We start from the raw sequence: 14710 nt of genomic DNA on the forward strand, positions 1-14710 counted from the left end.
AAGAGTACAGCTCGAAAGTATAGTGGATACAAATTCTTACTCCACTTTTAAACTGTCGACCGGATTAGCTTTTGCAGCGGCTATTGCTCTCGTACATAGGGTTAGAATGGCAATGACCAGTGCGATGATCCCCGCACCTACAAGTATCCACCAGCTGACCGAAATGCGATAAGCGAACTCTTGCAGCCACTGATTCATCAATAACCATCCGAGCGGCAGTGCAATCAACAGGGCTATACCGACCAGTTTAACCATATCAGAGCACAGTAGATAAACGAGGTTGCTGAGTGTTGCACCTAATGTTTTGCGTATACCAATTTCTTTTATTCGCAATTGGATAGCGAATGTGATTACACCAAATAAGCCTAAACAGGCAATAACGATAGACAACAAGGCAAAAATTAAGAGAATTTGACCCTGTTTCGTTTCCGAATTGTATTGCTGTTCAAAGGTCTTATCTAAAAATGTGTATTCTAAAGGATAATCGGGGACATATTTACTGTAAACTTTGTTTATATGCGAAATTGTATGGTCTACATTTGTCGATTTCATGCGAATATAAATATTGTCCATTTCCATTTTATTAGCTGGAAGTTCTAGGATAAGAGGCTCTATTTTGTGCTGAAGCGAATAAATATGAAAGTCGCTGACGACGCCGATAACAGATTTCAGGATGGATTTTCCAGTTGTGTCTCTTCCAAATTCGATCCTTTTGCCTATCGCGTTTGTCCAGCCTTGTTTTTTTGCAAATGCCGCGTTTATAATGACAGAGGCGCTATCTGTTGGCATGGTACTGTCGAAATTTCTTCCCTTAACTAGTTGGATATGCATTGCTGGGATAAAACTAGGGTCGATTTTTAGGGTATTGGCGAGTGTAAAGTTGGGATCAATTTTTCCATTATTTTCAACATTGAAAGTACCCACGCCAATGTCGTTTTTCCCAATTGGATTGCTGGCGAACGCTACTTCTGTAATATGGCTATCTTCGAGTAAGCTATTCCTGAGCTCGTCGCCTTTATTTCGAGTGGATTCATTGTCCAGATGGAAAACCATGACCTGATTTTTGTCGAAACCCAGGTTTTTTGTCGTCATAAAATTCAATTGTAGAAAAATGACCATGGTGGATACAATAAGCAATACTGCGATTACAAATTGAAAAACCACAAGTGATTTTCTCAGTAGATGTTGGAAGCCATGTGTTCCGATCTGATTTTTTAGCGAAGGGATAGTCTTTAGTCCAGCAAGTACTAAAGCTGGATAAATACCGGTAGTGAATACTAAAAATACGATAAATGGAAGTACAAACAATAAGGTTTTCCCTATTCCAAAATGCCATAAATCCAATTGCTTACCGATCATTTGGTTTAGCCATGGAAGAAAAGTTGACGCCAGCAATATGCTTAACAATGCTGCACAAAAGATGATTAAAGACGTTTCAACAAGAAACTGCTTTGTTAGATTTAAAGTGCTGGATCCGATTACTTTCCGGACGGCAATTTCTCTCATCCTTATTGAAGCCTGCGCCGTCGTGATATTAATATAATTTACGATCGCAATTAAGAGTACTAACGCACCGACAATGGAAAAGATGTAAACATATTTGATATTGCTATTATTGCCAAGCTCATAACTTAGATTAGAATGCAGATGGATATCCGTAATTGGTTGTAATTCGATTTTATAATCAAAATCGAGGTCCCGTCCATGAATATATTTTTTTACGATATAAGGAAGTTTTTTTTGAAGTTGGGGCAAGTATGACTGATCTTTTAATAGTACGTAAGTATAGAGGTAAAGTTGATTCCAATCCGGATTAAAGTCTTTTGAAAAGGAACGGATAGCTCTGAAGCTGAAATGTGTATTTTGAGGTACATTTTGTATAACAGCCGTGACAAGGCTGGGTTCAGATTTATTGAAATAAAGCGTTTTATTGACTGCTGTTTCTACGGATCCAAATAATTGTACGGCTAAGTCTTCTGTCAGTACAATAGACTGGGGATTAGCCAATGCCGTTGCAGGATTGCCAGCAAGAAAATTATAGTCAAATAGATTGAAGAAATTCTTGTCTGCGAGGAAGATTTCGTTGACTTTTGTTTGTTGATTATCAATGGTAATTATGCCTCCGCCCTCGATATCGAATCGGGTAGCTTCCTTTACGCCGGGAAATTCATCTTTAATAACATTCGCAAGGGGACCTGCAGTTCCTGTTATGTCAAAGGAACCACCATCCCATTTTCCGTGGGAAACAACGCGATATATACGGTCTGCCTGCGTAAAATAACGATCATAACTCAATTCATCATTCACAAATAAGAGGATAATCCAGCATGCGGCTAGGCCCAACGATAATCCTAGTATATTGATTAAGGAGAAGATTTTGTTTCTGAACAATTTCCGCCAACCGACTTTTAAGTAATTATACATGATTTCCTAATTTTAATCTTAAAAATTCATTGCATTTCATGTCATTTTTATCTCATGCAACATGCTTGAGATCAATTGGTTTTAAACGCATCAATAGTTTTGCCTAAACTTTAAGTTTCTGATTTTCAGTGTTTTGTTTGTTTTTGTAACCGTATTAAATTGTTCGATTGTGAACAATACTGTTCGCTTGCGAACGGAGAATGGAAAATTAGATTACTTCTAGAAGATACGCTGAAATACATATTATAGGTCAAGAAAATAACGAAATAATTTCTACAATTGACCAAATGTTTTTACAGTTTTTTTAGTTTTGATAAATTATTAATTGTTAGTTTATGTGTAAAATTATCTTTTTTATTGTATGTTTTTCTGTATTCAATATCTGCCGTGCCCAAAACAAGGAAGTAACCAAATTAGTCGATCAATTCATCGATACACTAGAGGCTCATTCTTTTATGCGTAGTAGAGTCGATTTCGATAAAATGCGTCAAGAAACAAAGTTGAACGTCAGGAATATTAATTCGACTGATTCATTAATGCCAACTTTTAAAAAGATAGTTGCAGGTTTAAATGATCATCATTCGAGTGTACATAGAGTAAAAGGTATCGTAGATGAATTGGCGTTAATTAAAAAGTATGCTTCCACAACCTATGCACAACTAGGGATGCCTGGGCCAAATTTTCAGCATCGATTGATCGAAGATAAATATGCATACATTAACGTTCCTGGTGTTGATCTGGAACATCGCATGTATATTGACACTTTACAAAAGCAGTTGCTTGAACTAGATGGAAAACAACCCAAGGCTTGGATTATTGATTTAACGGAAAATGAAGGTGGTAGTTGTGCTCCGATGATCATTCCCTTTCATGCTCTCATAGATACCACACAGACCTTTTGTTATTTTGATGGAACATTGGACAAAGATGGAAAGGAGGTTTTGGTAGATAAATTTCAGATTCCCCAAAATGGTTTATATATAGACAATGATGTGGAAGCAAAGTATTTTAAATTTTATACTGTTCAAGTCTTACCGCTTGTAAATAATAGGATACCAGTAATTGTTTTGATTTCGGGAATAACGGGAAGTTCAGGAGAGATTGCTGCATGTCATTTTTTAGGACAAAAGAATGTGACCGTCATCGGTACAAAGTCAGCTGGTTTAACATCAGGTAATGAACTTTATTATGTAGATAAAGGATATTCCATTAATTTAATGACTGCGTTGTTGCACAATAGAAAAGGAAAATCTTATGATGTTGGAGAGCGAATAAATCCAGATATAACGATTACGTATCCGGAGGATATTCAAAGCCGTAGAGAACAACATCAATATATATTAGAAAATAAATCAATATTTATCAATAAGGCACTTGAGTTTTTAACCTCTGAAGGTATTTAACTTCTATTAGAACTTTTTTTCGCTATCAGCTTATTGTTTTAATCTTCAATACGCATTTGTTGGATCAATTTCAGAGCTTGTTCTTTCCAGTCTCCGATAAAGGGCTCAAGATCTGAATAACAGTTTTCATAAGTATAAGACCATTCTTTATTTTGGTCATCTGGTAAATAAATTGAGAGATAGCTTTGCTCATCGTTCTCAGTTTTAAATGCATAAACTAAATACTTTTTATTATTCTCGGTCAATTGTCCCAGATAATCAATTTGTTGCGACTGCATATCCCATTCGGATTCCATGTAATCGTTTACAACAATTTTTCCAATTTCAATTTGCTCCTTATACTTGGGGGCTATCAAATCTTCGCGTTTTTTCTCTTTAAGCCCCCTCATCAATACTCCTCTTTGCGATATATTAACATTGATGCTATCAATTAATTTTTGATTCAATGGCAGACCGAGAACCAAAAATTCTGTTGCGGTGGAGGCTCGCAGATAACCTATTTGTGTATTAGCGAGCAACTGATGTTGATATTTTAGTAGTGAATCTTTTTGATCATATAAACCCAGTATTTTCACATAATCACTTATCCAATAAGGATCGAAACTATCCTCTGATTCCTGTTCGGAAGCAACTTTGGACAGGTCTTTGGCTAGATATTTCATTACATTCGGCAGATAAACCTTTACCATTTCACGGCTATTGCGCACAGTGCTGTCCTTAGCGATTTCTAAACAAATATTCAATAGTGTAGGTCTGTAATTATCGATAGCAAATAATGGAATGACCTGTTCTAAATTCCCAGCTACGTATTTATGGGAAGTGCGTAAAGGCTGTAGTAATTGCCATACTTGGTAATCAACATCGGGTCGATGATGATTTAATGCCTGGAGATACCATTCAAGCTGTGTTGAATCTATTTCATAGATGGTCGGGAAGATTGCTATTTTGATCAGGTCCGGTGTTGTCGGATCCTTAAGTATATTTTTTAAAAGAGGTATGCTCCGTTCATCATGATTCTTTACCAAACTATAGATCAGGTTTCTTCGAAGCCCACTGTTCTGCTCGTCATCGACCTGTTTTTTGACCAATGTTTTATAAATTAGTGCTAGGTCATTTTTATCAAATTTGTAATTGAGCTCCAATGTGTTTTTTGCGTTTTGACTAACGAGAGAATCAGTGCTATAGATATCTTCAAAAAGAGTTGCTGCTTTTGAGCTATATACGTCAAAGTTCGCTGTAGTACCTGTATAACGGACGGATTTGATAATCCTGTTTATATCTATTTTTTCAACTGTTTCTTGTGTGCCGATAGCATCAAATCCATAGGATATATTGCCTCTGATCCAGATCGCTTTTTTATGATAGTTAGCTGTTAATGAATCGCTACTTGTGTAGATTGCAGCGGTTATATTGTCGGATCGTAGTGTGTCGTAATGGACCATTTTCTCAGATTTCTTTTTTGCAGTAGCCTGTATTTCGGCATATAAACAGTCGGTTTTTTCCAGCCGATAATATTTAGGCAGTTTAGTGATTTCCAAGAGAAAGGATGTGCTTGAATTGCTGTCGGCTGCGGCATAAATATGAGATTCGCTATCAAGTTGCTCAGCTACATTCTCATTTTTTATCTTTATCAACGATGTAGCAGGAAGTTTTAGCTTCATACTGTTTACGGTGAAATCTTTCCAGTCGGCTTCCTTAAAAGGAACCATACGGAAGGAATTAAAAAAAGCGCTATCCATTTCTTTATTATTCTTATCCAGGTTTTCCTGAAGTACTTGATAAATTCGGTTCCCGCGGACCCATGTTTCTGCGAATAGGTTTGATTTGTTCAATTGGGCTTTTATTGCCATGCCCGTTATATTCTCCTTCTCCCTTGGCTCAACAGAGGTAACGGTAAGCGCTGGATTTTTTTTAAGGCTGTTTTTGAGCGTTTTCAGCATCAGGGATCTGTCTGTCATGATATAGCCAATCGGATAATCGTGATACTGAACCATATAATTTATTTTTCGATCCCTATCCATTGAAAAATAATTATGTATGCCATATTGGAGCTGTTTATCTCCGAGCTGCTCTGAACCTGTCTGGAAAAGGTATTGAATTTGCGTCGGCATTTTTATTGCAAAAGCACCAATGTCATTGACAGATTCATCTATTTCAGCAGGGCTGTCGAGAGGAAGGATTGTGAAGCCATTGAAAAAGCGGTCCGACAAATACCTGTCTAATGGACTTTTGCTGGTAAAGGCCGATAAGCTATATAATGTATTGTTCTTTAGCCAGAATTCCCATTTAACCTCCATGCCATTATTTGCGGTGATCAACTGCATACCTTGGGCACCATCCTTTTCAAGAAATTGCTGAGATACAATAGGGAACTTGCTTTTGGCAGTTTTTCTTTCGTATTCTTGTTTTAAAATTTCTTTCGCAGTAAGTCCATTCAGGTCACCAACAAATTGAGCCGACACCATAAGTTCTGTTTCTGTGCTCAGATCACCATAGATGATGTTTGTTGCACCCAATGTATTTATCCTGTAGATATAACTTTTTGGTAATTGGACAGTATATCCAAAGATAGAGTCCTTTTGGGGCATCCATTCCATCGTACTGAAGTCTATTTTATATTTAGAAGCCAGATCTGTTTTTTTTGTCTTAACGGGGCGGAGCTTATAGCCTTCATTTTGTAAAAGGTGGATGAGTCCTAGGTCACCTGCAAGATGAGCGGCCCCCACGACCGCGCAGAGCGTACCTTTATCGAGCTGCAAAATTATATTTTTTAGCATCGTGTTATTCCTTCTTTGCATTTCTTCAAGATCAATATGGGGTGAAATCGCGTTCCAAACACCAGCCAGGTCTCCAGAGCTATACAGTTGCATCATATCCTCCAGATACTTATAGTATTTTGTACTATCACTTTTGTTCGCAAGATGAACCAATTCGTTACTTCCATCAACATCCAGTTGATTTTCTATTGGCTCTAGGCCAACAATATATTTTCGTTGCGATTTGGCTAGGCCATAGAGATAAGCATCCAGTACGGCGGTAATATCGTCCGGTTTGTCGTTGCTGGGATTCATGAGATATTTAACAATAAGCGGAGATGCCATTTGCTGGGAATCCGGCATCACACCATACTCCTTTTGATAGCGTTTTACAAACTCTTTTTTTTGTACTTCTGTAAGCGCTATCTTTTTAAGTGTTGATTTTTTGCTGTATCGAAAATCCCATATCTGTTTATACAGTGTATCGGGGTGTACTTCCAAAGCCAGTGCATCTGTATTAGCAATAGCCACAAATATAGAATCATTGCTATTGATCAGACGCCGGTCTTTTAAATGTACAGAGCCTAACAGGTAAGAAGGTTTAGTTAGCCCCTTTCCGGTAATCTCCCATAAAAAGCTTGTGTATTTTGTTTCTTGAGCATTAGCGTTGCTTATAAACGAAGTGAGACAGGAAAAAATAAACACCCATAAAAGGAGTTGCGTGTATATTGTGGCGCTGACAGATTTATACATTTGGTTGATAGATCAATATTATGGTTCTAAGAAATGAAGCTAAAGCTATTTACTTGGTAGCATATCTTACTATGGCTAAAAATTGAATTGATCATATAAGATTCAAAATCAAAATAATCTATTAAAAATAAATAAATTTCAATAGATGCGCAACAGAACCTCCTTTAAAATCTTTTGTTCACAATTGTTGAATCCTGGTTTTCAGTTTTAATTAAATGGGCGTAAATCAGGAAGTACAATTCATCTTTTAGCCCGCATTTAATAGGGTGTACGCATGTGAACAATATCGCTATAAACTGTTCGCATCCGTACAGCTACTTTTTCTGAAAAAGATATGGAATATGCTTTAAGAGGCTATAGAAGCCGTTATTGAACTCACAGGACAACTGGTATAGTATTTGGCACGAAGCTAATAAAATTGATCTTATGTTCTTTATGCATTTTGAAGTTCACCTTTTCATTTCAGTCATTCACCGAGTTTTACCCGTTGTTGATCTAAAGTCTGTGAGCAAGAAGCATCTAGAGCAGTAATTTTGAATCAACAAATAAGAACAAAAACCATCATGAGCATCGATGGAAATGCTCATGATAGCTTCATCACAATTGAAGAACAAATTATTTAGATGAAAAACTTACACGATAAAATAAAGATATTATGAAAACGCTAGTAAAAAAAATCGCAGCAGCAGCCTTAATCGCAATTTCAACATGTACGATGGCAGCTGAAGGTCCCGGATCAAAATCAGCAAAAACAAACGTTAACCTATCAACAGCAGACTTTGCTTTAGAGCACTATGTTGCTGTAATGACTGAAGGTGAATCGGCTGGTGTAGAACAATTGTTTGCTGAGGATTTTAATCAAAAGGTCCAAACGGCAAAACTGAAGTCAAATAGCCGTAGTGAAGTGGTTAAGTCCTTGAAAAAACAAAAAGGCGAAAAGCTTAACTGTACAGTGAGTACAGATGTACTTGAAGAATCGGCAGATTATATGGTGGCTAGGGTGACCTTGAAATTTGAGGATTTCAGCAAGACAGATCTAGTGACTTTTGTCCGTGAAGGAAATGACTGGAAAGTGTCCAAATCGATCAATTCGTATAAATAGGAGTCATTTTAATTCAATATATAAGTTGTAGGGCCACATCAGGAGATGTGGCTTTTTTTATTTTATTGCGGACAGTTCGTTTTTCTAACTCTAACTTACGAAACCTGCGCTAACATTCAGCATCGTTATACGTGAATTTGCTAATCATCATTTGCTTCTTTCGGGACAAATGCTCACTTATGGCAGGAACCAAGTTATCTTATAGATACGTATTCCTTTGCTGTTTCTTTGCTTTTTTACCAACGAAACACCAACGAAACACCAATGAAACACCGAAGAAACACCAAAGAAATAGCAGACGAAGCCCAAGCCAATCCCAAAGAAGACCCGAACAAAGAGCAAAGAAACACCAAAGAAAGACCAAGTAAGAAGCAACGAATATGTGCATATGATTTGCCTTGAGAGCTCAGTATTCGTTGATAGATCAATACAAGCATTTGCACTGTATTGTTCGGTCTTTTTTGTTTGAACCGAAATGATCTATTAGTTTTTATAGTCCACAGGTAATTCATACCCTCTTTGGTTCCTTAAAAGACTTAGCGGTGGTAATCCAATTTCTTTTCTTCGTGCATCTACCTCATCAATGTTCTCAATCGGCGTAACAATTCTTTTGTTTTGTTTACCCATTTCCCAATAGGATCCATAAATCTGTTTTTGACGGATTATGGCTCGGTGTCTATCGATAATTAAGGCCATGTTAAAAGGTGGATACTTGAGGTCTAATACCGCTTTTTTCATTAGTGGCGTCAAAATTTCAATATTTTTGGCATCCTCAATCCCATTATTTAAAGTATGTAATAATAATATAAAGATAGCGTTTACGCCATCCATGCCAACAGTTTCAAGATTCGGGAAACCTGTTCTCGAAATAATTTCCTTGATTACCCTCATATTAGCCGTGTCACTAGCAAAAATAAGAGAATCGGCTTTTTTGTATTCAATAACTCCCAATAAGGAACGCAATGCCTGATCCTTTTCCAACATATTGAGTAAAGTTGTACGGTCCTCCAAATGAGCTATTTTGCTTAGATGTTTTTGACGAAGAGAATCGTAGGTTTTTCTCCAATTGGTATGCTGTTTTAAAAAACTATTCACATTACTGTCAACCTCTAGCATTCCTAAAGAAGCACCGTTTAAAATAGATTGCTTTAAATATTTTTCTGCTGTTTTATTGTCTTTTACTTTTAGTGATAATTTTACCAATTCTATATCAATAAACGGATCTATATCACTAATCTTGACCATTTTTCGATATAACAAATAAGCTTCAGGTGTCTTCTTTTCAAAAATTAAACTATCTGCGGTATTCTTTAAATAAAAATAGGAACTGCTTTTTTGAGCTTTCACATGACAGGAAATAAAAATTAAGAAGAAGATAAAAAATGACTTAAGCATATGTTATATTTATATACCTAAATATAATATATTGTCATTAATAATAAGAATGTGTTTTTTATTCATTTGGTTGGAAAAGATAAAATGTATTGAAAAATAACGATCCTATTAAAAATTCTCTTTTTTAACTAAATATTGAACAATAGTGGTGTATCAGATTATTCTTATTTTTATTATTGCTATCTGTCACATTGAAAGGCTATGCTCAAGAAGCATTTGAAGGGGAAATTATTTATCAAAATAGCTTTCAAAGTAAGAATTCAAGCGTCACTAGTGAACAAATGAAGATTCTTCTAGGTGATAAGCAAGAATATTTTATTAAATCGGGGAATTATAAATCGTGCACAAATGGTGTCGGTATAACAATACAGTTATATATTGGTGAAACCAATAGACTTTACAATAAGACGAGCCGATCCGACACACTTTATTGGTTTGATGCCGATGTGAAATCAGACGCAGTTATAAGTTATGAGCTCGTTAAGAATAAAGAGAAAATATTGGGGGAAGATTGTGATGCCTTGATTTTAAAGACGCAAGGTGGGCAGACAACCTATTTCTACACATCAAAGTACCCTGTTGATTTTACGAAGTATCAGATGCATAGTTATGGAAACTGGAACTACTATTTATCAAAAGCCAAGTCTGTTCCATTGAAAATTGTGGTCGATAATGAGCAATTCAAAATGGAATCGGTAGCTCAAAAGATTGAAGCAAGGGAGCTTCCTGACGATTTTTTTGCAATATCAGTCGATACACCGATAAAGAAAACGAAATAAATCAACTTGGTCAGCAGACAGTAATCATTAATCTTTTGCTAGGCTTTTATGCGGTGTGCGTATGCGAACAATCTATTTTGAAACTGTTCGTATGCGCACATTTTCTTTTTCGTAAAGAATCTTGAAAATGCCTTTAAATGTGCTGAGAGGCACAAATGTTCTTATTGTAGCCACTGGTATAGTATTTGGCATGCAGCAGCTAAGATGGTTGTTATATTCACCTTTACATTTCCGCCATTCACCGATATTCAAATATCGTTGGTCTAAAGTCCATAGGCCAGAGATATATTGAACTTTAGTTTTGGATCAACAAGTAAGGGTATATAGACTAACACAATAGAACAAAAAGATAGTATGAAAGCATTCGTAAAAACATTCACGGCAGCAGCTTTAATCTGCTTATCGTCAGTTGCCATGGCAGCTGAAAAACCAGTATCAAAACCAGAAAAAATTAGCATTAATCTTTCCACAGCAGACTTCGCTTTGCAGCATTATGTTGCTGTAACGACGGCTGGAGAATCTGTGGGTTTAGAGCAATTATTTGCGGAAGATTTCAGCCAAAGGATCCAGGCTTCCAATATACAGACCTACTACGGACGCCAGGCTTTGATTAAATCTTTAAAAAAACAGCAGGGAGAAATTCTGAACTGTAAAACGCATATCAAGATTTTCGAAAAATCCGCAGATTATATGATTGCAAAAATTGTATTGAAATTTGACAGCTTTAGCATGACTGACCTAGTGACTTTAGTTTATGAGAATGGCAGTTGGCAGGTATCCAAGTCAGTCCATTCCTATCAGTAAGAACCACTCTTTTATTTTTTCTTCTTGGCTCCATTATTGTATAAATTCAGTTGCCGATAGAGCAATGGAATAGCATGTTTTGTTCTAAATCGTTGAAACGAAGCAACTATGAGGTGTAAATTACCGAATGTGCTTGGAATTCTTTAGTTTTGAATACACTAGTTAGGGATAACCCTATGTCTCCTCGGCAAAGGAACGTTTGGAACAATTCAGAAATACGGACGAACAATGATATTGAAAGAAAGAATCGGTCACAATTACCTGAAATACCTGTTTACTGGTACGCTTTCGGCTTTGCTGGTTACAGGTTATTCGCAGGAAGTGGGGAAACAACAGAAAGAAAAGAAAGAGAAACAACAGCAACAGCAACAGCAACATAGTGTGCAAGGTGGCGGCGGAGAGGTTCAAACCATGGATTCCATTGATGTCGTACGCGACTACCGGCCTATGCTGGCCGATGCGGTCAAAGTACGCCGTAGTCCGGATATGACGCATATCAACCGCGATGCTATCGAGACGGAGCTGCGCCAAATTGCCACAGCCACTTATTTAGCACAACAAAAATATAAACAGGCCTATTATCACGAATTGATGAAACGGCACCCAGACGCTTCGCAAAGTAATATCGATAATTATCGCATCAGCTATCTGGCTTATGGCGCTGGCGAATACAAAAGAGCGAGCGGTATGCTGGAGGCCATAAAACCTTCGGATGCCTTTTATCAGGGGGCGATCATGACATTAGGCCATATCGCTCTGGAGACTGGCGACAAGCAAGCTGCACGAAATGCTTTTGTCAAAGCGACAAAACTGGATTTAGACCAGCAAGTGAAAGCCGATGCGCTATTTAACTATGCTAAAATCTTGTTTGCAATGGACTCCACCCAAGCGGCACAAAAAGTCCTCGAAAAATATATCGCCCAAGAAGTGAAACCTGTCGATCCGGGTTCAAAAAGAAAGGAAAGTGCCGAAACACTATCCGCTGAAATCCTACGTGGGACCACCAACTTCCATGCTGGTGTTAGTATGCTGGAATCGTTAAAAGAGCGCGGTCGGGAAGTCAATGCGATCTATCAAAAGGTCACCTATTACCGCGGACTTGAGTTTTATAACGAGCGTGCTTTCGAAAATAGCATATCCATGTTTATGCGATCTGAAAAGTTTCCGGTCAATGCTGAAATGGCCGCTCTAGCGACCTATTGGAAAGCAGAGGCCATGTATGAAGTGCGCAAATTTGGTGAAGCCGTAGAAAACTTCTCCCAGTTTCTGAGCCTGCCCGTTGCTCGGAATAGCGACCTGTATAATTATGCAAATTATGGGTTGGCGTATGCGGCTTACCGAAACAACCGTTTTGAACTGGCGGCCAATTATTTTGAACGTTTTTTGGCTGCTGGAGGAAATGCGGTGGATCAAAATATACGCTATGATGTCATTGCACGTCTGGGCGATTCCTACTTGTGTCTGCGCGACTACAGCAGGGCCAACAAATACTACGATCAGCTGATCAACAGCAAAGCGCCCAATCAGGATTATGCCTTATTCCAGCGCGGTGTTTTATTTGGTCTGCAAGGCGATAATGAAACCAAGCTAAGTACGCTGCGATCCGTGCTGAAACAATTTCCATCTTCGAACTATGCAGATGATGCGGCCTTTGAAATTCCCTATACTTATTTCACGATAGGTGATTATGGCCGTGCAATCGAAGGATTGCAAGCAATGGTCGAAAAGTACCCCCGTAGCAGTTATATTCCGCGCGCCTTAATGACCATAGGGCTCGTGCAGTACAATAACGATGAGCCCGAAGCGGCGAAAGCGACTTTTCAGAAAGTGGTGGAGAAATATACCCGAACTGCTGAAGCCGAGCAGGCCATGCGTTTCATCGAAAATATTTACCTCGATCAGGGGGATGCTTCAAGCTATATCCGTTATGCTGTCGGTACCAATGTCAGTAATCTGAGTCCCGCAGAGCTAGATAACATGGCTTTCCAGGCCGCGCAGTCGCTATTCGCCAGGGGAGAATACGGAGCGGCTGTAGAAGCGATCAACGCCTATTTTGATAAATTTCCAAAACCCAGACAAGAAAAATTCGCCCGTTATATCCGTGGAGTGAGTTCGTACCGCACCGGGCATCCGCAGGAAGCATTACACGATCTAAATATCATATTGAACGACTGGACGAGCAAATATTCAGAGAATACCTTGCTGACGGTTGCTGCGCTATATCTGGATCTTAAAGAATACAATGAAGCCATTGTGCACCTCAAAAAATTGGAGCTCAACGAAGAATATAAAAAGAACTATGGCTATGCGGTAACGAACCTGATGGTGTGTTACTTCGAACTCGGCGATATGGAGCAAATGGCTAAGTACGTGAGCCTGGTCAAGAATTACAACGGAGCAACGGAGGAAGAAATAGCGAAGGCGCATCTGTATAGTGGAAAAGCCTTGCTGAAAGAAAAGAATGTAGCGTCTGCCATGAAAGAATTCAACCTGGCTGCGCTGAAGAGTCAATCGGCTATCGGCGCAGAAGCACGGTATCGTGTAGCGCTTTTGCAATACGATAACAAGGAATATGATAAGGCGCTGGAAACAGCCTTTGATGTGATTAACAATAGGGAAGCGCAAGAATACTGGGTTGCCAAGAGCTTCCTGGTGCTTGCTGATGCCTATGCGCGCAAAGGCAATGCTTTCCAGGCGAAGAGTACCTTGAAAAGTGTGATTGACAATTATGACAAAAACGATGATATCGTGCCTGCAGCGAAAGAACGCTTACAGAAGTTGAAGTAATACTTCTAAAAATTTGGCATACGCCAGATGTGATAGAATTTTTCATGTCTTTCGAATGAAGAGGATCGTATGGAACATGAACCTAAAAAGCCCGAGAACAATCGGGCTTTTTACATTAAGTAGACTGCTATAAATCTGATAAGAAACCTCCCTAATAATTATAAACGATATAAAATCCAAGAAGAAGAGCTGTTTCTTTATCACTTAGTCTCCATAAGTGAATGATTTTATTCACATCGTCCTTCATAGCGGATTAAATCCTAATTTTTGTACAAAAACGAACCATTTCTGAACAAACCAATACCATAGCGGTAGCCTGCCATAGCTATTTTTGTAATGCATCCCAATAAATCAATTTGATTTGAACACACCAATAAATTATAAACTATAAGAAGGGGGCTGATAAAACGGAAATCCAAAAACTAACAAGCAATAGACTTAAAAAATATGTTCAGATACGAAATAATAAACAGACAGATAATATCAAATAGGATAATCAAAAGTGTT

10 protein-coding genes are annotated in these 14710 nt (G+C 38.0%); 6 read left to right on the top strand and 4 right to left on the bottom strand.

Features of this window, described 5'->3' with window-relative positions:
* Positions 1-36: 36 nt before the first annotated feature.
* Positions 37-2424 (bottom strand): ABC transporter permease, encoded by a 2388-nt coding sequence (locus B3P16_RS01645; RefSeq protein ID WP_286841026.1) that lies wholly within the window; start codon positions 2422-2424, stop codon positions 37-39.
* 335 nt (positions 2425-2759) lie between these two features.
* Here B3P16_RS01645 and B3P16_RS01650 point away from each other — a divergent pair, with 335 nt between their 5' ends.
* Positions 2760-3827, top strand: a complete 1068-nt coding sequence (locus B3P16_RS01650; RefSeq protein ID WP_286841028.1) for a S41 family peptidase — start codon at positions 2760-2762, stop codon at positions 3825-3827.
* Positions 3828-3865: 38 nt separating this feature from the next.
* Here B3P16_RS01650 and B3P16_RS01655 read toward each other — a convergent pair whose 3' ends face one another.
* Positions 3866-7336: a TraB/GumN family protein gene (locus B3P16_RS01655; protein WP_286841030.1), complete on the bottom strand. Its 3471-nt coding sequence runs from the start codon at positions 7334-7336 to the stop codon at positions 3866-3868.
* A gap of 470 nt (positions 7337-7806) precedes the next feature.
* Positions 7807-7923: a zinc-finger domain-containing protein gene (locus B3P16_RS24300; RefSeq protein WP_153847003.1), complete on the bottom strand. Its 117-nt coding sequence runs from the start codon at positions 7921-7923 to the stop codon at positions 7807-7809.
* A 68-nt stretch (positions 7924-7991) separates the two neighbouring features.
* Here B3P16_RS24300 and B3P16_RS01660 point away from each other — a divergent pair, with 68 nt between their 5' ends.
* Positions 7992-8438: a nuclear transport factor 2 family protein gene (locus B3P16_RS01660; protein WP_286841032.1), complete on the top strand. Its 447-nt coding sequence runs from the start codon at positions 7992-7994 to the stop codon at positions 8436-8438.
* Between the two features lie 264 nt (positions 8439-8702).
* The gene (locus B3P16_RS01665; protein ID WP_286841034.1) at positions 8703-8840 is read left to right on the top strand and encodes a hypothetical protein; all 138 of its coding nucleotides are present in this window, start codon (positions 8703-8705) and stop codon (positions 8838-8840) included.
* 81 nt (positions 8841-8921) lie between these two features.
* On the opposite strand, the gene B3P16_RS01670 is transcribed toward B3P16_RS01665, so the two are convergent.
* Complete coding sequence (locus tag B3P16_RS01670) at positions 8922-9833, bottom strand: DUF6624 domain-containing protein (RefSeq protein ID WP_286841036.1); 912 nt, start codon at positions 9831-9833, stop codon at positions 8922-8924.
* Positions 9834-10114: 281 nt separating this feature from the next.
* Here B3P16_RS01670 and B3P16_RS01675 point away from each other — a divergent pair, with 281 nt between their 5' ends.
* The 3 genes from B3P16_RS01675 (at position 10115) to B3P16_RS01685 (ending at position 14203) form a co-directional block, all read left to right on the top strand.
* A complete protein-coding gene (locus B3P16_RS01675) occupies positions 10115-10612 on the top strand; it encodes a hypothetical protein (RefSeq protein ID WP_286841037.1) in 498 nt (165 codons plus the stop codon).
* A 354-nt stretch (positions 10613-10966) separates the two neighbouring features.
* Positions 10967-11416: a nuclear transport factor 2 family protein gene (locus B3P16_RS01680; protein ID WP_286841039.1), complete on the top strand. Its 450-nt coding sequence runs from the start codon at positions 10967-10969 to the stop codon at positions 11414-11416.
* A gap of 228 nt (positions 11417-11644) precedes the next feature.
* On the top strand, positions 11645-14203 hold the full coding sequence (locus B3P16_RS01685; protein ID WP_286841041.1) for a tetratricopeptide repeat protein: 2559 nt from the start codon (positions 11645-11647) through the stop codon (positions 14201-14203).
* The last annotated feature ends 507 nt before the right edge of the window (positions 14204-14710 follow it).

This window comes from Sphingobacterium sp. UBA7631, from assembly GCF_002483935.1.
Taxonomy (GTDB): domain Bacteria; phylum Bacteroidota; class Bacteroidia; order Sphingobacteriales; family Sphingobacteriaceae; genus Sphingobacterium; species Sphingobacterium multivorum.

What these genes read in the sequence shown, in the direction of transcription:
- B3P16_RS01645 (WP_286841026.1), bottom strand. Translation starts at nt 2,424, where the DNA reads ATGTATAATTACTTAAAAGTCGGTTGGCGGAAATTGTTCAGAAACAAA.
- B3P16_RS01650 (WP_286841028.1), top strand. Translation starts at nt 2,760, where the DNA reads ATGTGTAAAATTATCTTTTTTATTGTATGTTTTTCTGTATTCAATATC.
- B3P16_RS01655 (WP_286841030.1), bottom strand. Translation starts at nt 7,336, where the DNA reads ATGTATAAATCTGTCAGCGCCACAATATACACGCAACTCCTTTTATGG.
- B3P16_RS24300 (WP_153847003.1), bottom strand. Translation starts at nt 7,923, where the DNA reads ATGAGCATTTCCATCGATGCTCATGATGGTTTTTGTTCTTATTTGTTG.
- B3P16_RS01660 (WP_286841032.1), top strand. Translation starts at nt 7,992, where the DNA reads ATGAAAACGCTAGTAAAAAAAATCGCAGCAGCAGCCTTAATCGCAATT.
- B3P16_RS01665 (WP_286841034.1), top strand. Translation starts at nt 8,703, where the DNA reads ATGAAACACCGAAGAAACACCAAAGAAATAGCAGACGAAGCCCAAGCC.
- B3P16_RS01670 (WP_286841036.1), bottom strand. Translation starts at nt 9,833, where the DNA reads ATGCTTAAGTCATTTTTTATCTTCTTCTTAATTTTTATTTCCTGTCAT.
- B3P16_RS01675 (WP_286841037.1), top strand. Translation starts at nt 10,115, where the DNA reads ATGAAGATTCTTCTAGGTGATAAGCAAGAATATTTTATTAAATCGGGG.
- B3P16_RS01680 (WP_286841039.1), top strand. Translation starts at nt 10,967, where the DNA reads ATGAAAGCATTCGTAAAAACATTCACGGCAGCAGCTTTAATCTGCTTA.
- B3P16_RS01685 (WP_286841041.1), top strand. Translation starts at nt 11,645, where the DNA reads ATGATATTGAAAGAAAGAATCGGTCACAATTACCTGAAATACCTGTTT.